Annotated in this window: 20 protein-coding genes; 8 read left to right on the plus strand and 12 right to left on the minus strand. The window is 63.1% G+C overall.

Going from position 1 to position 20,299, the window contains the following annotated elements:
• Nucleotides 1-121: 121 nt before the first annotated feature.
• The gene (locus tag GWG65_RS19405) at nucleotides 122-952 is read right to left on the minus strand and encodes a hypothetical protein (RefSeq protein ID WP_275197133.1); all 831 of its coding nucleotides are present in this window, start codon (nucleotides 950-952) and stop codon (nucleotides 122-124) included.
• Complete coding sequence (locus tag GWG65_RS19410) at nucleotides 949-1,629, minus strand: rhomboid family intramembrane serine protease (RefSeq protein WP_275197134.1); 681 nt, start codon at nucleotides 1,627-1,629, stop codon at nucleotides 949-951. Before GWG65_RS19410 ends, GWG65_RS19405 begins: the two co-directional genes overlap by 4 nt.
• 619 nt (nucleotides 1,630-2,248) lie before the next feature.
• Between GWG65_RS19410 and GWG65_RS19415 the strand changes: the two genes are divergently transcribed.
• Nucleotides 2,249-2,611 carry a DUF1428 family protein gene (locus tag GWG65_RS19415; protein WP_275197135.1) on the plus strand — a complete coding sequence of 121 codons (363 nt, stop codon included), beginning with the start codon at nucleotides 2,249-2,251 and terminating at the stop codon, nucleotides 2,609-2,611.
• Between the two features lie 62 nt (nucleotides 2,612-2,673).
• Here the strand turns inward: GWG65_RS19415 and GWG65_RS19420 are convergent, their stop codons facing one another.
• From GWG65_RS19420 to GWG65_RS19430, 3 genes are all read right to left on the minus strand, one after another.
• Nucleotides 2,674-3,240, minus strand: a complete 567-nt coding sequence (locus tag GWG65_RS19420) for an invasion associated locus B family protein (RefSeq protein ID WP_275197136.1) — start codon at nucleotides 3,238-3,240, stop codon at nucleotides 2,674-2,676.
• A gap of 65 nt (nucleotides 3,241-3,305) precedes the next feature.
• A complete protein-coding gene (locus tag GWG65_RS19425; protein ID WP_275197137.1) occupies nucleotides 3,306-6,452 on the minus strand; it encodes a multidrug efflux RND transporter permease subunit in 3,147 nt (1,048 codons plus the stop codon).
• Nucleotides 6,449-7,621 carry an efflux RND transporter periplasmic adaptor subunit gene (locus GWG65_RS19430; protein ID WP_275197138.1) on the minus strand — a complete coding sequence of 391 codons (1,173 nt, stop codon included), beginning with the start codon at nucleotides 7,619-7,621 and terminating at the stop codon, nucleotides 6,449-6,451. The genes GWG65_RS19425 and GWG65_RS19430 overlap by 4 nt, the downstream gene beginning before the upstream one ends.
• Before the next feature lie 398 nt (nucleotides 7,622-8,019).
• Between GWG65_RS19430 and GWG65_RS19435 the strand changes: the two genes are divergently transcribed.
• The 6 genes from GWG65_RS19435 (at nucleotide 8,020) to GWG65_RS19460 (ending at nucleotide 13,973) form a co-directional block, all read left to right on the plus strand.
• A complete protein-coding gene (locus GWG65_RS19435; RefSeq protein WP_275197139.1) occupies nucleotides 8,020-8,271 on the plus strand; it encodes a hypothetical protein in 252 nt (83 codons plus the stop codon).
• A 223-nt stretch (nucleotides 8,272-8,494) separates the two neighbouring features.
• On the plus strand, nucleotides 8,495-11,041 hold the full coding sequence (locus GWG65_RS19440; RefSeq protein WP_275197240.1) for a TonB-dependent receptor: 2,547 nt from the start codon (nucleotides 8,495-8,497) through the stop codon (nucleotides 11,039-11,041).
• A 19-nt stretch (nucleotides 11,042-11,060) separates the two neighbouring features.
• The gene (locus GWG65_RS19445) at nucleotides 11,061-11,750 is read left to right on the plus strand and encodes a Fe2+-dependent dioxygenase (protein WP_275197140.1); all 690 of its coding nucleotides are present in this window, start codon (nucleotides 11,061-11,063) and stop codon (nucleotides 11,748-11,750) included.
• Nucleotides 11,747-12,715, plus strand: a complete 969-nt coding sequence (gene exbB, locus GWG65_RS19450) for a tonB-system energizer ExbB (protein ID WP_275197141.1) — start codon at nucleotides 11,747-11,749, stop codon at nucleotides 12,713-12,715. Before GWG65_RS19445 ends, exbB begins: the two co-directional genes overlap by 4 nt.
• 3 nt (nucleotides 12,716-12,718) lie before the next feature.
• Complete coding sequence (gene exbD / locus GWG65_RS19455; protein ID WP_275197142.1) at nucleotides 12,719-13,192, plus strand: TonB system transport protein ExbD; 474 nt, start codon at nucleotides 12,719-12,721, stop codon at nucleotides 13,190-13,192.
• 16 nt (nucleotides 13,193-13,208) lie between these two features.
• Complete coding sequence (locus tag GWG65_RS19460) at nucleotides 13,209-13,973, plus strand: TonB family protein (RefSeq protein ID WP_275197143.1); 765 nt, start codon at nucleotides 13,209-13,211, stop codon at nucleotides 13,971-13,973.
• A gap of 24 nt (nucleotides 13,974-13,997) precedes the next feature.
• Here the strand turns inward: GWG65_RS19460 and GWG65_RS19465 are convergent, their stop codons facing one another.
• The 3 genes from GWG65_RS19465 to GWG65_RS19475 all read right to left on the minus strand — a co-directional run bounded on the left by GWG65_RS19465 (nucleotide 13,998) and on the right by GWG65_RS19475 (nucleotide 16,107).
• Nucleotides 13,998-14,420 (minus strand): hypothetical protein, encoded by a 423-nt coding sequence (locus tag GWG65_RS19465; RefSeq protein WP_275197241.1) that lies wholly within the window; start codon nucleotides 14,418-14,420, stop codon nucleotides 13,998-14,000.
• Between the two features lie 63 nt (nucleotides 14,421-14,483).
• Nucleotides 14,484-15,164, minus strand: coding sequence for a site-2 protease family protein (locus GWG65_RS19470; RefSeq protein WP_275197144.1), 681 nt, complete (start codon nucleotides 15,162-15,164; stop codon nucleotides 14,484-14,486).
• Nucleotides 15,165-15,240: 76 nt separating this feature from the next.
• The gene (locus tag GWG65_RS19475; protein ID WP_275197145.1) at nucleotides 15,241-16,107 is read right to left on the minus strand and encodes a LysR family transcriptional regulator; all 867 of its coding nucleotides are present in this window, start codon (nucleotides 16,105-16,107) and stop codon (nucleotides 15,241-15,243) included.
• 91 nt (nucleotides 16,108-16,198) lie between these two features.
• On the opposite strand from GWG65_RS19475, the gene GWG65_RS19480 reads away from it, so the two are divergent.
• Nucleotides 16,199-17,098: a DMT family transporter gene (locus GWG65_RS19480; RefSeq protein ID WP_275197146.1), complete on the plus strand. Its 900-nt coding sequence runs from the start codon at nucleotides 16,199-16,201 to the stop codon at nucleotides 17,096-17,098.
• A gap of 7 nt (nucleotides 17,099-17,105) precedes the next feature.
• Here GWG65_RS19480 and GWG65_RS19485 read toward each other — a convergent pair whose 3' ends face one another.
• From GWG65_RS19485 to GWG65_RS19500, 4 genes are all read right to left on the minus strand, one after another.
• The gene (locus GWG65_RS19485; RefSeq protein ID WP_275197147.1) at nucleotides 17,106-17,498 is read right to left on the minus strand and encodes a GFA family protein; all 393 of its coding nucleotides are present in this window, start codon (nucleotides 17,496-17,498) and stop codon (nucleotides 17,106-17,108) included.
• Nucleotides 17,495-18,652 (minus strand): serine hydrolase, encoded by a 1,158-nt coding sequence (locus tag GWG65_RS19490; RefSeq protein ID WP_275197148.1) that lies wholly within the window; start codon nucleotides 18,650-18,652, stop codon nucleotides 17,495-17,497. Before GWG65_RS19490 ends, GWG65_RS19485 begins: the two co-directional genes overlap by 4 nt.
• Nucleotides 18,653-18,679: 27 nt before the next feature.
• Nucleotides 18,680-19,426: an SDR family NAD(P)-dependent oxidoreductase gene (locus GWG65_RS19495; RefSeq protein ID WP_275197149.1), complete on the minus strand. Its 747-nt coding sequence runs from the start codon at nucleotides 19,424-19,426 to the stop codon at nucleotides 18,680-18,682.
• A 123-nt stretch (nucleotides 19,427-19,549) separates the two neighbouring features.
• On the minus strand, nucleotides 19,550-20,281 hold the full coding sequence (locus GWG65_RS19500; RefSeq protein ID WP_275197150.1) for an SDR family oxidoreductase: 732 nt from the start codon (nucleotides 20,279-20,281) through the stop codon (nucleotides 19,550-19,552).
• Nucleotides 20,282-20,299 lie beyond the last annotated feature (18 nt).

Consider the following 20,299-nt stretch of genomic DNA (forward strand, 5'->3'; position numbering starts at 1 on the left):
CCATGAGCCGCATCGTCGTTCGACGGTAAGCGCATGATCTATGGCGGGTTCGCGACGCTCTTGCAGGCGCGGGAGGTAGTTGGTTGAGCGCAAGCTTGGTAGGTGAGTTATGCTACGCTACCTAGGCGAATTGATCCCGTAACGACACGCCGCTCAACAGGTCGCGCCGCGTTGTCAGTGCGGGCACGTCCTTCCATTCCTTCCCGTTAAAGGCGTTGACTTTGGCTGAGATCACCTCAGTCTTGCACTTCGGGCAGCCATGGAGATCAAACGAGATCAGCGCCTTCTGCCCACCGCGATCAAGAGTGCGCTCTGCCGGTGACCACGCCATCACACCTTGCACCGTTTGAAAATTGCCTTCCTTGAACAGATCTATGATCTTGCTCGCCTCGTCGAACGTCAGTTCTTTCGTTTTCTTGCTTTTGAGCTTCCGCAGATACGAACCGCACTCCGCACAGCGCCACAGGCCCTTGATTAAGAGGAACGTGGCACCGCCGCCGATCAGAAAACCGACGAACTCGATGCCGGCCAGCGCGTAACCCATCTGGCCTACTTCTCCTGAATCAACTCCAGCGCCTCGGCCGATGCGCATGTGTGTTTTCGTAAGGACGAGATCAAGATAACTGCCGAAGTCGATAATATCTGCGACTTTGCGGCCATCGTCGAGAACGAACGTTGTGTAGTCGAGAAAATAGATGAGGACCATGGTCGCAGCGGCGATGACCACCATGAGAATGGCATCGACGAGTGTTGGCCGGATGTTGAAGTAGCGCGCGGCGAGAATTGCACCGCTCGCCCCAAGCATCCCCACACATACCGCACCGGCAGGGACGATGAACCATAATTTGAGCGTAAAAATGTTGAGCCCGACCATCCTAGTGATGATGACGTTGGCGACAGCGGCCAGGATGCAGGTGATTGCCATCGAGATCAGAAGGATGATGTGCTTCATGACGAAACCTCGTCGGTAAGTTCGGCAATAAGCCGGTCAGTGTCGAGTGCAAATTCCTTCCAGGCGACGCCGGCAACCAGGCCTATGACGAAGCCCGCGAGGTGCGTGGCATAGGCAACGCCGCTTGCCATTTCGCCGACAGCTACGGCGCTCCATATCTGGAGCGCGATCCATACTGATGCGAACTGCCATGCGCGTAGATACGGCACGCGCAAGAAAGGGATCATGCGCAGCTTGGCCTTGGGGAATACGATCGTGTAGGCCCCCATGAGGAACGACAACGCGCCAGATGCGCCCACGATCGGAACAGTAGAGGCCGGGCCGATCAGCCAAGAGCCTAGAAACGACAATGCTCCGAGTCCGACGAATGCTGTCCCGAAGATGGCCGGGCCTACAAGGTTCTCGATAGAACGTCCGAAGGCGACCAGGAAGATCAGGTTGCCGACAAGATGCACCGGTCCCGAGTGAACGAACTCGGCGGTGAACAGCGTGTAGAGCGACACGACGGGATGCCGGCTGAAGTCTACCGGCACGAACGCGAGCACCCGTAAAACCTTTGCGCCCGCGTCTACCGGGACCACGACGGCAAGCGTCGCGACCAAACAGGTGGCGGCAATAATGTAGATTGCGACGGCTATGCGCTTCCGGCGTAGGTTGTCCCCGAATACCACGACCATAGGTAAGCCCCCGACCCAAGGTGCAATTGTGAGATCGAACTCCGGTAGGTGCAAGGGGTGGAGCGTGTTGCTCTGGGGAAGGGATTTGGTCGCGCCCTGCAACCAGAGCGAATGCGAGCGCGATCGCCAGCAGAATTGCTTTGGTTGCGACGGCTTTTGCCCATACCGACGCAAACCAACAGCGTCGAGAGTTTTGCAGACGTCTCAGAAGTGGTCGGATTTGGCCGGATCAAGATATGATAGGATTGCAAAACCAGCTGAGAGAAATTAGTGAGCTAGCCCAAAACGGCTAGGCTACCGTTACACCATTCCCCAACGGAATAGCCGAACAAATTCAATAACTTGTTGATTTGTCCGGCTGTTGCCGAAAGCGCGGTTTGCGCAAATCACGGCTCAGGCGTGGCAGGTTTCTACCCGCTCGCTTCAGGGCTGGCAAGCGCCGCAGTGAAAGGGTGCTCTGCGGGCTGCATGAGGGCGGCGAGCCGGCCAGAAGGCTGGTGCTTCCGCAGCGGTCGAGGCCGCTCGCGACGGTTTGCCTCATCTGAAAAGTGCCTTTGCGGGTCGGATCGCCGTGAGCCGCATCGTCCTTGGAGCTCAACGTCACCCAAGGAGATCCGTGATGCCCTATGTCGATGGTTTCGTGCTGGCCGTGCCCAAGGACAAGATCGAGGCTTACAAGGCGCTGGCGAAAACGGCCTGCGCGGTCTGGATGGAACATGGCGCGCTCGATTATGTCGAATGCATCGGCGACGACGTTCCTTATGGCGAGCTCACTTCGTTCCCGCGCGCTGTGATGGCGAAAGAGGATGAGATCGTGGTGTTCTCCTGGATCGTCTACCGCGACCGCGAGACCCGAGATGCCGTCAACAAGAAGGTGATGGCCGATCCGCGGTTGAAGTTGGACGGGATGCCGTTCGACGGCAAGCGCATGATCTATGGCGGCTTCACCACGCTGCTTCAGGCGCGCGACGTGACCGGCTGAGCGCTGGCGCGCCGGCAGCGAGCCTTGTCTCAACGCGCGCGCGGCAATAGGAGAGCGGCGCCTTACTTGATCTTGTCGTAGGCCGCCGCAAAGTCGTTCAGCGGCATCGGGATTGCGATCGTCTCCTTGGCCATGTTCTGGAAGGAGACCTTCAACTGCTTGCCCGATTTCAGGCTGGCGAGCAGATCAGGCGCGATCGGCGTCGAGGCATAGCAGCCGCGATTTTCACAGGTCTGGATCTGGAGATCGACCGCCTTGCCTTCGTCGACCTGGAGCTTTGCGCCGACCGGCAGATTGAGGCCGAGCGGCAATTGCAGCAGCGCCACCGGCGTGCGAGTGTCGGTCGGGATGCGGATGTTGATCAGGACGATGGTCTGGCCAGTCTTGGTCAGCACCGCGTTCTGCTCGATCGCGCATTCGAGCGGCGCGTCGCGGCCCGGGCTGGTGCAGCGCGCAATCCAACCTGGCTGTTGCGCCGGCGTGCCATCGCCCTGCGCCTGCGTCGGAGCCGGCGCGGGCTGAGCGGCCGGCGGAGCCGCGTTCTTCTTGGCGCCCTGCTGGGCGTGCGCGGCGCCCGTTGACAACAGGACGGTGGCGGCGAGGGCGACAAGTCTGGATTGCATGGACATGACGTACCGCGCTGGCATGAACCGAGGGCCTCGCTGTACCGTCGCCGGACGCACCGCGCAAGCTGCTACTCTGCAGCTTCCTTAACGGTGCCGTGCTCGACCGTCTCGTCGCCTTCGCCGTCACCCGAGCGGCCCCAGCCCGAGAACCAGTTGTTGAGCTTGTCGAGATAGAGATAGACGACAGGCGTGGTGAACAGCGTCAGCGCCTGGCTGACGATCAGGCCGCCGACCATGGCGTAGCCGAGCGGCTGGCGGATCTCGGCGCCGGTGCCATGGCCGAGCATCAGCGGCACGCCGCCGAGCAGGGCAGCCATCGTCGTCATCATGATCGGACGGAAGCGCAGCAGCGCAGCCTGGCGGATCGATTCTTCCGGCGTCTTGTGCTCGTCGCGCTCCGCGGCGATGGCGAAGTCGACCATCATGATGCCGTTCTTCTTGACGATGCCGATCAAGAGAATGATGCCGATCAGCGCGATTAGGCTGAACTCGAAACCGGCCGCCATCAGGATCGCGAGTGCGCCGACGCCGGCGGAGGGCAGGGTCGATAGGATCGTGATCGGATGGATGTAGCTCTCATAGAGGATGCCGAGGATCAGATAGACCACGACCAGCGCGGCGAGGATGAGGAGCGGCACGGTGCCGAGCGATTGCTGGAACGCCTGTGCGGTGCCCTGGAAGCTTGAATTGAGCGTCGGCGGCGCGCCGAGATCGGCCATCGCCTTCTGCACGGCCTCGGTGGCCTGGCCGAGCGCGACGCCCTGGGCGAGGTTGAAGCTGATCGTGATCGCTGGGAACTGGCCCTGGTGGCTGATCGAGAGCGGGCGGACCGGGTCGGTAGTCCAGGTTGCAAACGTCGACAGCGGCACCTGCTCGCCGGTCAGCGGCGATTTCAGATGGAGCTTGTTCAGGCTCTCGAGACTGCCCTGCATCTCCGGCACGATCTCCAGGATCACCTTGTAGGTGTTGAGCTGGGTAAAATACTGCGTGACCTGGCGCTGTCCGAAGGCGTCATACAGCGTGTCGTCGATCAGCTGCGGCTGGATGCCATAGCGCGAGGCGGTATCGCGGTTGATCTTGAGCTGGACTGTGGTGCCCTGCGTCTGCTGATCGGTTGCGACGTCGCGCAGCTGCGGCAGGGTCTGCATCTTGGCGAGGATCTTTGGGGCCCACTCATTGAGCTCCGCAAGATCAGCATCCTGCAGCGTGAACTCGAACTGCGTACGCGTCGGGCGACCGCCGAGCCGGACGTCCTGGGCCGCCTGCATATAGAGACGGGCGCCTTCGACCTTGTCGAACTTCGGGCGCAGCCGCGCGATGATCTGCTGTGCCGAGGCCTCGCGCTCATTGCGCGGCTTCAACGTAATGAACAGATTGCCATTGTTACCGGCCCGGCCGCTGCCGCCGATCGCCATCGCGACGCTGGCAACGTCGGGATCAGCCATAATGATCGTTCCGAGTTTCTCCTGGCGTCTGACCATCTCCTTGAAGGAAATGTCCTGCGATGCCTCGGCGGTCGCGGTAATCAGGCCGACGTCCTGCTGCGGGAAGAAGCCCTTCGGGATCAGGACGAACAGGTAGACCGACAGCCCAAGCGTGACGAAGAAGATCGCGAGCGTCGTGCGGCGCCAGCTCAGCGCGTGGTTGAGGATGTTTTCGTAGCCGCGCAGCATCGCGTCGAAGCCGCGTTCGCTCCACTGGTAGAACCGGCCGTGTTTCACCTCGCCATGGGCACGCAGGAAGCGCGAGGCCATCATCGGGGTCAGCGTCAGCGACACGAACATCGAGACGAAGATCGTCATCGCCAGCACGACGGCGAATTCGCGGAACAGACGTCCGATGATGCCGCCCATCAGCAGCAGCGGAATCAGCACCGCCACCAGCGAGACGCTGATCGACACGATGGTGAAGCCGATTTCCTTCGAGCCCCTGAAGGCCGCGGCCATCGGACTTTCGCCCTCCTCGATGTAGCGCGTGATGTTCTCCAGCATCACGATGGCGTCGTCGACGACGAAGCCGACCGCGATGGTGAGCGCCATCAGCGACAGATTGTCCAGCGAATAGCCGAACACCCACATCAGCGCGCAGGCGCCCAACAGCGCCAGCGGGACAGTGATGGCGGGAATGACGGTCGCCCAGAAGCTGCGCAGGAAGATGAAGATGACCATGACCACGAGGCCGATGGTCAGGAGCAGCGTGAACTGGACGTCTTCAACCGCGGCGCGGATGGTCGTGGTGCGGTCGCTGATCAGCTCGATCTTGATCGCGGGCGGGATCGCCGCGACCAGGCGCGGCAACGTCGCCTTGATCCTGTCGACGGTCTCGATGACGTTGGCGCCCGGCTGCTTGAACACCACCAGGAATACGCCGCGTTTGCCGTTGGCCCAGGCCGCCTGCTTGGCGTCCTCGGGGCCGCTGACCGCCTGGCCGATGTCGCGAATCCGCAGCGGGCCGCCGTTGCGGTAGGCGATGATGACATCGTTCCAGTCCTTGGACTGGGTGAGCTGGTCGTTGGCGTAGATCGTGTAGGCGCGTCTCTCGCCGTCGATATTGCCCTTGGGGCTGTCGACCGTGGTGATTGCGATCTGGCTGCGCACGTCCTCCATCGAGAGGCCCTTGGCCACCAGTTTGGCCGGGTCGATCTGAATCCGGATGGAGGGCTTCTGCTGGCCGCCGATGAAGACCTGGGCCACGCCGGAGAGCTGGCTGATCTGCTGGGCGAGCTGGGCGTCGACCGCGTCGCTGACGCTGGTCAGCGGCATCGTCTCCGAGGTCGCCGACAATAGCAGGATCGGGGCATCCGCCGGGTTGACCTTGCGGTAGGTCGGCGGCGAGGGCAGGTTCTTGGGCAACTGGCCGCTGGCCGCGTTGATGGCGCCCTGCACATCATTGGCGGCGCCGTCGATGCTGCGGTTGAGGTCGAACTGGATGGTGATAGACGCGGTGCCCAGATAGCTCGTCGAGGTCATCTGGGCGATGCCGGGGATTTGGGCGAACTGGCGCTCCAGCGGCTGCGCCACCGACGAGGCCATCGTCTCGGGGCTGCCGCCCGGCAGATTGGCGGTGATCTGGATGGTCGGGAAGTCCACCTGCGGCAGCGGCGCGACCGGCAGCAGGGGATAGGCGACGAGACCGACAAAGAGAATGCCGGCCATCAGCAGCGAGGTGCCGATGGGATAACGGATGAAAGGTGCCGAAATCCCGCCCGCGTTCATTCCTGTCGAACCTTGTTCTGGGCCGGATCAGAGCTCGCCACGGCCGTGGAGACGAGGCTTCCGGGTTGGACCTTGAATTGACCGCCGGTGATCGCTTGCTGCCCCGGCGTGAGCCCTTCGTCGATCACCGAACGACCGTCGATGGCGTAGCTCACCTTGATCTTGTGGACCTCGGCCTTGTTGTCCTGGTTGACGGTATAAGCGTAGAGGCCGTTGGTCGAATGCTGGACCGCATCATCCGGAACCACGGTCGCGTCCTTCAGGGTCCGCACCAGAAGGCGTGTCGAAACCGACTGGCCCGGCCACAGCGTGTGGTCCTTGTTGTCGAACACCGCCTTGAGGCGAATAGTCCCGCTGGTCGTGTCGACCTGGTTGTTGATGACCGCGAGCTTGCCTTCGGCCAGCGTCTTCTTGCCGTCGGTGGTGAACGCGATCACCTTGAGCGCGCCGGCCTTCTGGCCCTCGGCGATGTAGGGAAGCTGATCCTCCGGCGCGGTGAAGATCACCGAGATCGGCTCGACCTGGGAGATGGTGACAATCCCCGTCTGCGTCGAGGCGTTGACGATGTTGCCGATGTCGACCAGGCGCAGGCCGGCCACGCCGGTGATCGGTGCCTTGACCTGGGTGTAGTCGAGCTGGGTCTGGGCATTGGAGATCGCGGCTTCGTCGGCGGCGATCTGGGCGTTGAGCTGGGCGACGGTCGAGCGCTGGGTATCGACCCGCTGCGCGGTGGCGAATTCGCCGAGCTTCATGGCACGCTGGAGTTCGAGATTGGCGTTGGCCAGATTGGCCTCGTCCTGCGCCTTCTTCGCCTTGGCCTGGTCGAGCGTGGCTTGATAGGGGCGGGGATCGATCGAGACCAGAAGCTCATCCTGCTTGACGATCTGGCCTTCGGTGAAGGCGATCTTGTCGATCTGGCCGTCGACCCTGCTTCGGACTTGCACGGTGTTAAAACCCTGAACCGTGCCGAGGCCGGTCAGATAGACCGGGAAGTCGACCTTCTGGACCGGCGCGACGCTGACGGGGACGGCGGTCGGACGCGGCGGCCCCTTCTGGGCGGTTTGAGTTTTTCTGGCGTCAGGGCCGGCGAATTTCTGCCAGCCGTAGTAACCTGCGAAGGCCGCGACCGCGATGATCAGAATCCAGAGGATCGGCCGTGTTTTTTTCATAGCGGCTCGCGTCGGCTCGTAATGCCCAAAACGAACGAATTGTAGGGCAATCGAAGGGTTCCAAGGCTTGTATAATACACGCCAAGTTCCAGTGTAAACAGCACTATCAGTTGAGAATCCTAAACAATTGGAAAGCTTTGCATTGCTTAGGCAACCTTGTGCCGCAGCGGTGTGCAGTGCTGCATTTTTCCGCCGCGACCGATCCACGTGCAAAACTTGGGACATGCTCGGAGGCGGTGTGCGCTGACCTGTCCAGCCGTCCGCAAAGCCGAAGGAGGTCCAGCGAAGGGACACTTCGCGCAATTTCGCGAGAACGGTTCTAAATCGTCCGCACGGTGTTTGGGTTGCCAAGGAAAACCGGCATCGTTCATATCGACCCGTCACAACGGGAGCGCAGGATGGACGAGCTGAACGGCAAGCTGATCGCGTGTCAGATCTTGATCACGGGACTGATCGCGCGCGTTGCCAACGAGCAGCGCGATCCCTTGCGCTTCCTGACCGACTTCCGCGACGAGATCAAAGCCGTCGTCAGTGGCATCAACATCGCCGGCATGGACAATTCCGATCGCGTGCGTACGGTCGCGCAGCACACCGTCGACGAGTTGTTCTCGCTGATGAAGCCGCCAAGCAGCGATTCAAGCAGCGATTGAGCGCGCGACGCCGAGTGTTGCGGTACTTTTTCGCGCTGGTTTTAGAACGAATCCCAATCTCGATTTAGAACGATTTCAAACCACAGTTTAGAATCGTTTTGATCTGGACCTATTCAAGCGTTCTTGCGAGTTGCTCGCATTGACCGGCTATTTTGCGGCCGATACCAACGTTCCCATCGTTCGCCGAAGTGAGCGAGCGAATAAGAAGATGGGGCGTGTTGTAATGGGGCAGGTGGTCGCACCGAAGTCGTTGCGTTCGGTCGCAGCGTTCGATTCGATGGATGAAAGATCGTGGGGTGGTTCTGGCAAGACGGTCTCGGCAGTTGCGAGCCTGATCGCGGTGGCGTCGGTGTCGACCGGCGCCCAGGCGCAGCAATCGAACCTGCCGCCGGTGACGGTCGACGCTCCCGTCGAACGTCCGCGTCCGGCCGCCTCGAAGCCGACCGCCGAGCAAGTCCGCGCGCGCAATGCGCTGCGGCGCGCGGCGCAGCGGCAGCAGGCGGCGCAGGCCCCGATCGTCAATACGAACGGACCGGCAGCAGACCGCAACCCCTATGCGGATCCCGCTGCGCCCTACAAGGTCGATCACGTGCAGGCCGGCGGCAAGTTCCCGGAGAAGCTGGTCGACACGCCGAAGTCGATCACCGTGCTGAGCAAGGAAGTGCTCGAGGACAAGAACGCCACGACGCTGAAGCAGGCCATTCTCAGCACGGCCGGTGTGACGTTGGGCACGGGCGAGGGCGGCAACGCCTTCGGCGACCGCTTCTTCATCCGCGGCTTCGATGCCCGCAATGACATCTTCATCGATGGTGTGCGCGATTCCGGCGTCAGCGTCCGCGAGAATTTCTTCACCGAGCAGGTCGAGATTTTGCGCGGTCCCGGCTCGACCTTTTCCGGCCGCGGTATCGCCGGCGGTGCGATCAACATCGTCACCAAGCAGGCTACGACGGAGAAGAGCTTCTACAATATGGACACCACGTTTGGCACCGATCACGCCAAGCGAGTGACGCTCGACGTCAACCAGGTGATCAACCCGACGCTCGCCGTTCGCGCCGGCGGCCTGTTCCAGGACGCCGATGTCGCGGGACGCAGCTATGTCACCGACAATCGCAACGGTGCTTTCGTCGCCACGACCTGGAATCCGACCGATGCGATCAAGGTCACCGGCAGCTATATCCACACCGAATTGACCGGCATTCCCGATTTCGGCGTGCCTTATTATCGGCCGAGCACGTCGTCGACCGCCGGCGGTCCGTTCCCGGACTTCGGCGTCAACCGCAATAATTTCTACGGCTTCGTCAACCGCGACTTCTTCCGGACCGGCCAGGACATTGGCACCATCAATGCCGAGATCCAGATTACGCCCGACCTGATGCTCAGCAACAAGATCCGGGACTCGCGCTCGACCCAGAACTACATCGGCACGCTTCCCGAAGCGCCGTCGTTGAAAAATCCACTCTCGGCCTCGACCCTCAGCGCCAATCCGCAGAGCCGCTACCAAGTCACTGATGTGTTCGCCAACCAGACCGAGGCGACCTACAAGTTCAACGACGATGCCGGGTTCAAGCACACGCTGCTCGGCGGCGTCGAATACGACCGCGAGCGTTCGTCGATCGACAGGTACACCGGTCTCAGTTCCGAGCAGGCGACCGGCACACCCTTCAGCGGCAGCGGATCAAAGAGCGACGTCAGCGTGTTCTATCCGCAATACACCAATCTTCCGTTCCCGATACCGGGAGGCCTCACCGGATTGCCGACCAAAATCGCGATCGACACCGTCAGCGGCTACGTCATGGACAGCGCGAACTATCGCGACCTGGTGATCCTCAACGGCGGCTTCCGCTATGACGATTACAGCATCAAGACGTCAGGCTATGCGGCGAGCGGCGCCTTCGGCCAGCAGTCGGCGGAGTTCCTGATCCCGAACTTCAATCTCGGCCTCACCTTGAAGCCGTTGCCGAACGGCAGCGTCTACGTGGCCTATGCGACCTCGGCAAATCCGGTTGGCGCCGAGTTCGACGGCACCAGCACGGCCTATGGCGGCCTCAACCCGACCCTTGCCGGCGGCAACACCCAGATATTCGGGCCGGAGAAGAACAAGGCCATCGAGGTCGGCACCAAATGGGAGCTGTTCGACCGCCATCTGCTGCTGACTGCAGCGCTGTTCCAGACCGAAAAGGAAAACGCCCGCGAGTCGCAGAACGTGGGCAATGCAGTCGCTGCTGCCGCGCTTGGATGTTCGTATCCAGCCGGAACGACGGGCAATATCTCCTGCATCACGGCCGGCGCTTCCTACCGCATCCGCGGCATCGATCTTGGCGTCGGCGGCAAGATCACGGACAAATGGAGCGTATTCGGCGGTCTCGTTCTCATGGAGTCGGAGGTCACGAAGTCACTGGCTCCATCGGCGAACAAAACGCTCTACCCAACGAATGTCGGGCTGCCGCTCGCCAACATCGCGCATCAGTCCTTCAGCCTGCTGTCGAAGTACCAGCTCAGCGACACCTGGGAGCTGGGTGGGCAGGCGGTGTACCGCTCGAAGATCTACGGCGGCACATTGCTCGCGGCGAACCAGGGCACGTCGATCCCGAGCTACTGGCGTTTCGATGTGTTCGCGGAAGCCAAGATCGACAAGAATTGGCAGGTCAAGCTCTTCGTCAACAACATCTTCGACAAGCGCTACTACGACGCGCTGTATCAGAGCGCTGCGCCGTTCGTGCTGGAGGCGCCGGGACGCGCCGCCTATCTGGTGCTCTCGGCGCGCTATTGAGAAGCTTCAACGAGGTACCATGCTGACATGCATCGAGGGCATCCTGAGCAAAGATGATGTGGCGGAGTTCCGCCGCATCATGGATGCCAGCGAATGGGAGGACGGCCGTTCCACCGCGGGCGCGCAGTCGGCAATGGTCAAGCGCAACGAGCAGTTGCCCCCGGACGGCGAGGTCGCGCGAAAACTCGGCAACCGCATCATCTCGGCGCTGACATCGAACCCGCGGTTCCTGGCCGCGGCCATCCCGCTCCAGATCTTCCCGCCGCTGTTCAATCGCTATGCGGCCAGCAGCGGCCACCATTTCGGCCTTCACGTCGACAATGCGATCCGCGGCGACCGTCTGACCGGCCTTCGCATCCGCACAGACCTGTCGATGACGCTATTCCTCAGCGAGCCGGAAGAGTACGATGGTGGCGAACTTGTGATCGAGGACACCTACGGTTCGCACGAAGTCAAGTTGCAAGCCGGGGACTGTGTGCTCTATCCCTCGACCAGCCTGCATCTCGTGACGCCGGTGACCCGGGGAACGCGGGTTGCGTCTTTCTTCTGGCTTCAGAGCATGATACGGGACGATCAAGCCCGCAGCATGATCTTTGACCTCGACACCGCCATTCAGGCGCTCGTGAAACGGCTCGGGCGTGACGATCCCGAAACGGTCAAATTGACGGGCATCTATCACAACCTCATCCGCTACTGGGCCGAAGTATGAAGCGCACATCTTTCCAAGCAAGCCTTGTCCAAGCAAGCCTTGCCGCAGCCGTGATGCTGGCGACCGCCTGGCTCGCATCTCCCGTTTCTGCCCAGCAACAACCCCAGCCGGCGGTGACTCAGCCGTCGGCAGTCAGCCCTGCGCCTGCGAGCTCCACCCCTGCGACCTCAACGCCTGCGGCGCAGTCCGCCGCGCCCGCCGCTCCGTCGGCCTCTGCGCCGGACGCGGCGCCCGCCGATGCAGGCAGCCGTCCGCTGAAGTCGGCCGCGCCGGCCATGAAGGAACTGTCACCCTGGGTGATGTTCATGTCAGCGGACATCATCGTGAAGGCGGTGATGATCGGGCTTGCCTTCGCCTCGCTGATGACCTGGACCGTCTTCCTCGCCAAGTCGATCGAGCTGTCGGTTGCCTCCGCCAAGCTTCGTTCGGCGCTGAAGAAGGTTGCGGACGCGCGCTCGCTCGCGGAAGCGCAGATGGCGCTCGGTACCAAGGAGGGCGTGTTGCCGTCCTTCCTGGCCTTGGCGCTGCGCGAGGCGCGAATGTCGGCGGGCATCTCCAGCGACACCGGCATCAAGGAGCGTGCAGCCTCGAGCTTTGCCGAGATCGTGCGCGCCGAGGGGCGGCGCATCCGCATCGGCATGGGCGTGCTCGCGACCATCGGTTCGACGTCGCCCTTCGTCGGACTGTTCGGCACGGTCTGGGGCATCATGAACAGCTTCATCGGCATCTCGAAGTCGCAGACTACGAACCTCGCCGTGGTCGCGCCCGGCATCGCCGAAGCGCTGCTCGCAACCGCGATCGGCCTCGTCGCGGCGATCCCCGCCGTTATCATCTACAACCACTTTTCGCGCGTGACGAAGAGCTATCTCGAGCTCGTCAGCCGTGCCTCGGGTGCGGCGGCGCGGCTGTTGTCGCGCGATCTCGATCGCAGCCATGGCAGCGTGCATTCGCGCGCGGCGGAGTGAACGATGGGCGCTTCGATCGCAGACCATGACGTCGATGACGACGATTTCGCCGAAACGCATGAGATCAACGTCACGCCGTTCATCGACGTCATGCTGGTGCTGCTGATCATCTTCATGGTCGCAGCCCCGCTGTCGACGGTCGATCTGCCGATCGATCTGCCGACGTCGACATCGACGCCGCAGAAGAAGCCGGACAAGCCGACCTACGTCACCATCAAGCCGGATCTTTCGGTGGCGATCGGGGAGAACTTCGTCAAGCGAGTCGATCTTGTCAGTGCACTCGACAACACGGCGGACATGAGCAAGGACAAATACATCTTCCTGCGCGCCGATCGCGCCGTGCCCTATGGCGAGCTGATGGAGGTGCTGGAGTTCCTGAACAAGGGGGGGTATTCCAAGGTCAAGCTGGTGACGCTGGAGGGTGTCCCGGGGGCTGCGCCGCCGCAGGGCGCGCCGCCGGAAGCACCAAAGCCGTGACGAAGGCTTGAGGCCCATGTCCGATCTCGAACTGAAGCCCTCTCGGAAACTATGGGTCGCCGCCGCAGTGGGCGCGCTCGCGCTTCATCTGGGCGGCGCAGCGCTGGCGCTCGCCAATCTCCGTGGCGACGAGCCGGACTTCATCGCCGATCCGCAGGGTATCGAGGTCGGCCTCGAGGCAATGTCGCCCAACGGCGAACCCAGCGAATTGCCGCCGGGGCCGGACTCCAACGAATCCGTGGCGTCCCCCGAGCTGACCGAACAGAAGGCGGAACTCAAGGAGAGCAGCCTTCCGAAGGACGTCCCGATGGAGGCCGAACAGGCTGACCGGGCCGTGACGATGAACGAGGCCAAGAAGCCGGTCGAGGAGGAAACCAAGGAGTCGGTTGTCCCCACCAACGCCTCGGTGGCGTCGCCCGCCGCGGAAGCGACGGCAATGCCGACCTCGGACGCCGAGAAGAAGAGCGACCGCTCCGTTCGCATTCGCCAGGGCTGGGAAAAGGACCTGGTCGCGCATCTCGACCGGCACAAGCGCTATCCCAAGGGCCTGTTCAAGGCCGCTGAACTCTCGGTTCGGCTGACGCTCGACCGGCTCGGGCATGTGGTCACCGTCGCCATCGAAAAGGGTTCTGGCGATCCGGCCTTCGATGAGGCCGCCATCGGCATGGTGAAGCGCTCCGATCCCGTGCCGACGCCGCCGCCGCTGGTCGCCGACGACGGGCTGACATTCGTCTTGCCGGTGATCTTCAGGAAGAACGAAAAGGCGGCGAGTAAGGGCTGAGGCCGCGATGCGGCGATAGCTTGGTCAGCGCCAGTAAAGCCGGATCCCGACATAGACCACGACCAGGCAGGCGAAGATCAGTGCCACTGGCAGCGGACGCTTCTGGCTCCCGCCAAACGTCGATGCCGCGAAGGAGGCCGCCTTCTTCGGCTTCGGCGCCGGACGGCGGAAAGCGGTAACATTGTCCGCCGCCGGCTCGGGCGGGCGGGGGCGGACGTCCGGCGCGATTCCGGCGCCGCCCATCTCGGTATAGTAGGCCTTGTAGATCGCAGCCGTGGTGGCCTCGGTGGCCTCGCCTTCGCCCATCTGCGCCAGGAGATTTTTGTAACTGGCGAGGAATTCCTGAGCCTCAGGCGGCAGCGCGGACAACCCGTTGAGTTTGGCCATCATCTTCCAGGTGGCGAAATCGGCGCGGGCGCGGGTGTCGGCGCGTCGCGCGATCAGCATATCGGCAGCTTTGACCAAGTCGGCCTCGGGCCCTTCGGCGTGTGTTCGGTTGTTGCGCTTCAACTACGCATTGCCGGTCAGAAAGAGAACAGCTTGAATCACATAACCGGTCAACATTCGTAGTATCGCTGAAATAACATCAAGATTTAGACCGAACTGGGAACCCGCCAAGGGTAGCAGGATCAGGAAGGCGATCAGGATTAGCATGCCGAATGGCTCGAGCCGCGCCAGTGGCAGGGCGAGCGGTCGGGGCAACAGCCCGACCGCGACCCGCCCGCCATCGAGCGGCGGGATCGGCATCATGTTGAAAACCGCGAGCACGGCGTTGATCAACAGGGCATTCTTGAGGTTGTCAAAGATCCATTGCGCCGAGTTGGCCGGCACCCAAGGCAGCGCGTGGAGGGCGAGCGCCGCCACCAGTGCCAGCAGGATGTTGGTGACCGGCCCGGCCAGTGCCACCCAGACCATGTCGAGCCTGGGGTTGTTGAGTTTGCGGAAATTCACCGGCACCGGCTTGGCATAGCCGAACAGGAACGGTGAATGCGCAAACAACAGCATCGCCGGCAGGATCAGGGTTCCGAACGGGTCGATGTGCCGGAGCGGATTGAAGCTGACGCGGCCCAGCTGCGACGCGGTGTCGTCGCCGAGGCGATGCGCGACGAAGCCGTGGGCGGCCTCGTGAAAGGTAATGGCGAGCACCAGCGGCAGCACCCAGACGGAGATGTCATAAATGGAAATGTTCACGGCTCGTCTGTCCCGGTTTTTTGCCTGCGGCCTTGCAGCCGTCCCAGCCAAACCGGCGGTGCAGCGACGCTTCAAGTCAACATAGGGCGGCAGGTTCCGAAATGCCACGCTGCAAATGATCGGCGAGCAGCGCGCCGGCACGCGAAAGATTTCGAGCCCGGTGCAGGCGGATGTCGGCCGCCGGCAGGGGCGGAAAGCCATCCCGCCCTGACAGACGGCGAAGCCGAGCGGGCATAGTGCCAGCCTTCACCACGGTCACGGCAAGGCCCGCGGCGGCGATCTGCTCGACCGCCGCGAGCGTCCGGCTGACATAGGCAAGGCGCCAGGGACGGCCCGCAGCATCGAGCGCCTCCGCAGCCCATTGGCGGAACAGGCAGCCCGACGGATAGAGCGCCATGGCGAGGGGCGCCTGCGTCGCAGTCCGATAAGACGAGGCGGCCGCCCAGACCGCCTGCTCGCGCCTTAATAGGTCGCCGGTGCCGCGTCCTTGCGGATGCATGGCGATGACGAGATCGTAGGCCTCACCAAGCCGCGCCGGCATCATTGCGGTCAGGCCAGTCTCGATCTCGACCCTGACCAGCGGATGGTTTTGGGCAAAGCTCGCCAGCAACGGCGGAATGACGATCGTGCCATAGTCGTCCATCACGCCGAGGCGGACCTCAGCTTCGGTCTTGCGTGCGCGCAGCGCGCCGACCGCCTCCGCGTTGAGGGCGAGGATGCGACGCGCATAGTTGCGCAGCTCGTTGCCTGCCGCGGTCGGCAAGACGCCGGCCCTGTCGCGCTGAAACAGCTTTGTGCCGAGCCGCTCCTCCAAGCGCCTGACCTGGAGGCTCACCGCCGATTGGGTCCGGTTGAGCAAGTGGGCCGCGCGTGTGAACGAGCGATGCTCGGCGACGGCGAGGAAAGCCTTGAGCAGATCGGGATCGAGATCGGGCGCGTTCATGACGAAACTTTATCCCAGCATGACGGAAATTCCATTCCCAGTTTCGGCGCGCCTCGTATGCTGCGCGCAAAGCCGTTCGACGGGAGGGACTGTGGGCGAGATTTTTGGCGTCTTGGCCGCCGTGCTGTCGAGCGCGCTGGGCGGCACGTCGATCGGCGCGACGCGCTATCTCGTCGACGCGATCGATCCGCTGGCGATCGGCTCGTTCCGGTTCGGTATCGGCTTTCTCCTGCTGTTGCCGCTGGCGCTGCTGCGCGGCGATCGTTGGCCGGGGCGAGGGGACTGGGCGGTTGCGACCGGACTCGGTTTGCTGTTCTTCGCCCTGTTCCCGATCCTGTTCAATGCATCGCTGATCTTCACCACCGCGGCGCGCGGCGCGCTCGCGCTGTCGACACTTCCGCTGCTGTCGCTGGTGATCGGGGCTGCGGTCGGCGCCGAAGCACTGACCTGGCGCAAATCGGTCGGTGTCGTGATCGCGACCTCTGGCGTTGCCGTTGCGCTTCTGTCCGACCTGACCGCGGCGCCAGCGGGCGCATGGCGCGGCGATCTCTTGATGATGGCTGCGGCGCTGTGCATGGCGCTGTACGGCATCTGGTCGAAGCCGCTGATCCGGCGCTCCAGCCCGATCGCCTTCACCACCATGAGCATGGCGGCGGGCGCGGCCTGCCTGATTCTGCTCTCCGATGTGCGCGGCAGCTTTGCACCGGTCGCGAATTTTGCCGCGCCGCAATGGCTCGCGGCGCTGTATCTCGGCGCCTTCGGCGCGGCACTGACATTCTATCTCTGGGCCTTCGCACTGGAGCGGACGACACCGACGCGCGTCGCGATCTCGGTCACGGTCAACCCGGTCACGGCGTCGCTGGTCGGGGCGTGGTTGCTGCACGAGCCGCTGCGCTGGAATCTGGCGGCGGGAATCGTCGCGGTGCTTGCCGGGATCTGGATCGCGACCACGCCGGGCCGGCGCGTTGAAGCGGCCGGTGCCTCAGGCTAACGCGATATCACGTCGGGATCGTCGTCTGATATTGCCGCAGGCCGTCGTCGAGCTTCAGCCAGGCGAGCTTTTCCGAGACCCAGATGTGCTCGGTCGGCGCAAAGGCGTTGCGATCGTCGAAGGTCGCGAGCGCGACGCCCGCCAGCGTGCCGTTGCGCCGCCAGGCGAACAGCCGCGTGCCGCAGCGCTTGCAGAACACGCGGTCGATGTTTTCCGAGGATGCATATCGCGCGGTCTCACCTTCGACCGTGAGCGCGCTCTGGTCGAACTGCGCGCGGGCGAAGAAGGGCGAGCCCATCGCCTTCTGGCATACGCGGCAATGGCAGATGCGGACGTTCAGCGGTTCGCCCTCCGCCTTGAACCGCACCGCGCCGCACAGGCATCCGCCCTCCCGGATCATGCGACCCGCCACTCGGCGACCTGACGCGCCATGCTCCAGTTCAGGTTGTCGAGATCGCCATCCATGCTCGAATTCCTCCGTCTGGCGTTGCTGAAGGCGGCCCAGCAGAAGCCGCCATGGGTCCGCACGGCAATCGTGCTGGTGCCCGGCAGACTGCCATTGTGCCACCAATTGTCGAATTTGTTGACGCAGAAGCCCTTGGCATAGTTGGGGCTGTAGGCGGGCGCGGTGGTCATGACCTCGATCGTGCGCGGCCGCAGGATGTTCGCTGGCCTCATGTAGCCGTCGACATGCATCAGAAACTGGACGAGATCCGACGGCGTCGCGATCCAGCCGCCATGGGAATCCATCCGCCTGACATTCATGTCGTAGGGACCTTCGCCCTGGCCGTAATAGGCGACCTCGCCGGCCTGGCGCTGGTCGCGCGTGTTGCCGGCGATCGTCATGTCGGCGACACCGCAGCGCGCCAGCACCTCGGCGCGGACGTGCTCGGCATAGGGTTGGCCCGTGAGCTTCTCGATGACCCGCCCCAGCACGCAATAGCCGAAATTGGAGTAGGCGTAGTGCTGGCCCGGCGGGCGGTCCAGCGGCCGGTTGGCGAGCGTCCACGCGATCAGCTGTGCATGATCCATCCGCGGATGCGTGAACATGGGATCGCGGTTGTCGTTGCTCCAGCCGCCGGCGGTGTGCGTCAGGAGATGCTCGAGCGTGATCTGGTCGATACCGGGTGAGTTGGGCGGCTGCCCATAGTCGGTGCCGAGCAACGCGCCGGGGCCGAACACGCGATCCGTCAGCTTGAGGCGGTTCTCTTCGATCAGGCGGAAGATCGTGACCGAGGTGATCATCTTGCTGACGCTGGCGATCCGGAACAGATGCCGCGGCGTCACGGCCTCGTTCCGCTCGATATCGGCAAGACCGAAGGAGTCCTCGTGGACAACAGTGCCAGCATAGCCGATCGCAAAGGACAGCGCAGGCACGCCGTACTTGTCCATGAAGCTGTGCGCGAGCCGTGCCATGGCGCCGCGCTCGGCCGGCGAGGGCGGGCGGATGCTCGGCGGGTTGGGCGCGAACTGCGCGAGTGTCGTCGATGACAGCAGCGGCAGCGCGCCTGCGCCCGCTGCGAGCTTCACAAAATCCCGACGCCCAAACTGCATGGTCCGCCCCCTCGGGCGGCCAATGTCTCAGTACGTCGCCCGTCCCCCGGAAATATCAAACACCGCGCCGGTGGAGAAGGCACAATCTTCGGATGCGAGCCACGCCACCATCGCGGCGAGCTCTTCCACCAGCACGAAGCGGCCTTTTGGAATTTTCGACAGCATGAAATCGATATGCTGCTGCGTCATCTGGTCGAAGATCGCGGTCTTCGCCGCCGCCGGCGTCACCGCGTTGACGAGGATGTCGTGTTGCGCGAGCTCCTTGCCGAGCGATTTCGTCAGCGCGATCAGGCCGGCCTTGGAGGCCGAATAGTGCGAGGCATTCGGATTGCCTTCCTTGCCGGCAATGGACGCGATGTTCACGATCCGCCCGTATTCCTGCTTGAGCATCGCGGGCACGACCGCCTTGCAGCAGATGAAGGGGCCGTCGAGGTTGATGCGCAGCACCTTGCGCCATTCCTCCAGCTCGGTCTCCCAGACCGGCTTGTTGACGCCGGCGATGCCGGCATTGTTGACGAGGATGTCGATCTTGCCGAAGGCGGCGAGCGTCGCATCGCGCGCTTGCTCGACGCCGGCAGTGTCGGTGATGTCGACCTTGAAGACCTTGGTCTCGCCGCCGATCTCTTTTGCGGTTTTCTCGGCCAACGTCGCATCGAAATCCCAGATCGCGACCTTGGCGCCGGAATCGACGAAGCGTTGAACGATGGCGCGGCCAAACCCCTGCGCGCCGCCGGTGACGATGGCGGCACGGCCGTTGAGATCGATCTTGTTCATGCCGGAAACCCCTTATCTATCCCTCATGGTGAGGAGCGCGCACTTGCGCGCGTTTCGAACCATGGAGCCCGTGGTCCATCCCTCGAGACGGCGCTGGTCGCGCCTCCTCGGGATGAGGAGTGATCAGAGCATGTAACCGCCGTCGACGACGAGGTCGACGCCGGTGGTGAATGCGCTTTCGTCACTGCCGAGATAGACCGCCATCGACGCGATTTCGTCCGCGGTGCCGAGCCGGCCCATCTTCTGGCGGGCGATGAATTGCTCCTTGCCCTGCGGGCCCTGAGCGGCGGCGCGGTCGAGCATCGACGGCGTTTCCACCGTGCCGGGGCAGATGCTGTTGCAGCGGATGCCCTGGGTGATGAAGTCGAGCGCAACCGCGCGCGTCAACAGCGATACCGCGGCCTTGGACGCGCTGTAGGCATAGCGGTTCACCGGCGGCCGCAACGCCGCGCATGACGAGATGTTTACGATGCTGCCGCCGCCGCCCGCCAGCATCGCCGGCAGAAACGCCTTGATGGTCCGGTGCATGGACTTGACGTTGAGGTCGAACGAGAAATCCCAATCTTCCTCCGAGCAGTCCAGAATGGTGCCGTGGTGCACGAAGCCTGCTGCATTGAGCAGGATGTCGACCTTGCCGATGCGCGTGGCAAATGCGTTGACGTCGGCGGTGTCGCGAACGTCAAGCTTTGCGGTCTCGGCGATGCCTTCCTTCGCCAGGCTCGCGATGCCGCTTTCATTGATGTCGGTGGCGATGACGGTTGCACCTTCACGCGCGAATGCGATGGCGCATGCACGCCCGATGCCAGCGGCTGCGGCGGTGACAACAGCGCGCTTTCCTTTGAGGCGGTCTGCCATTTTCTTGTTTTCCTCGAT

The organism is Bradyrhizobium sp. CSA207 (assembly GCF_029051685.1).
In the GTDB taxonomy this organism is placed as follows: Bacteria; Pseudomonadota; Alphaproteobacteria; order Rhizobiales; family Xanthobacteraceae; genus Bradyrhizobium.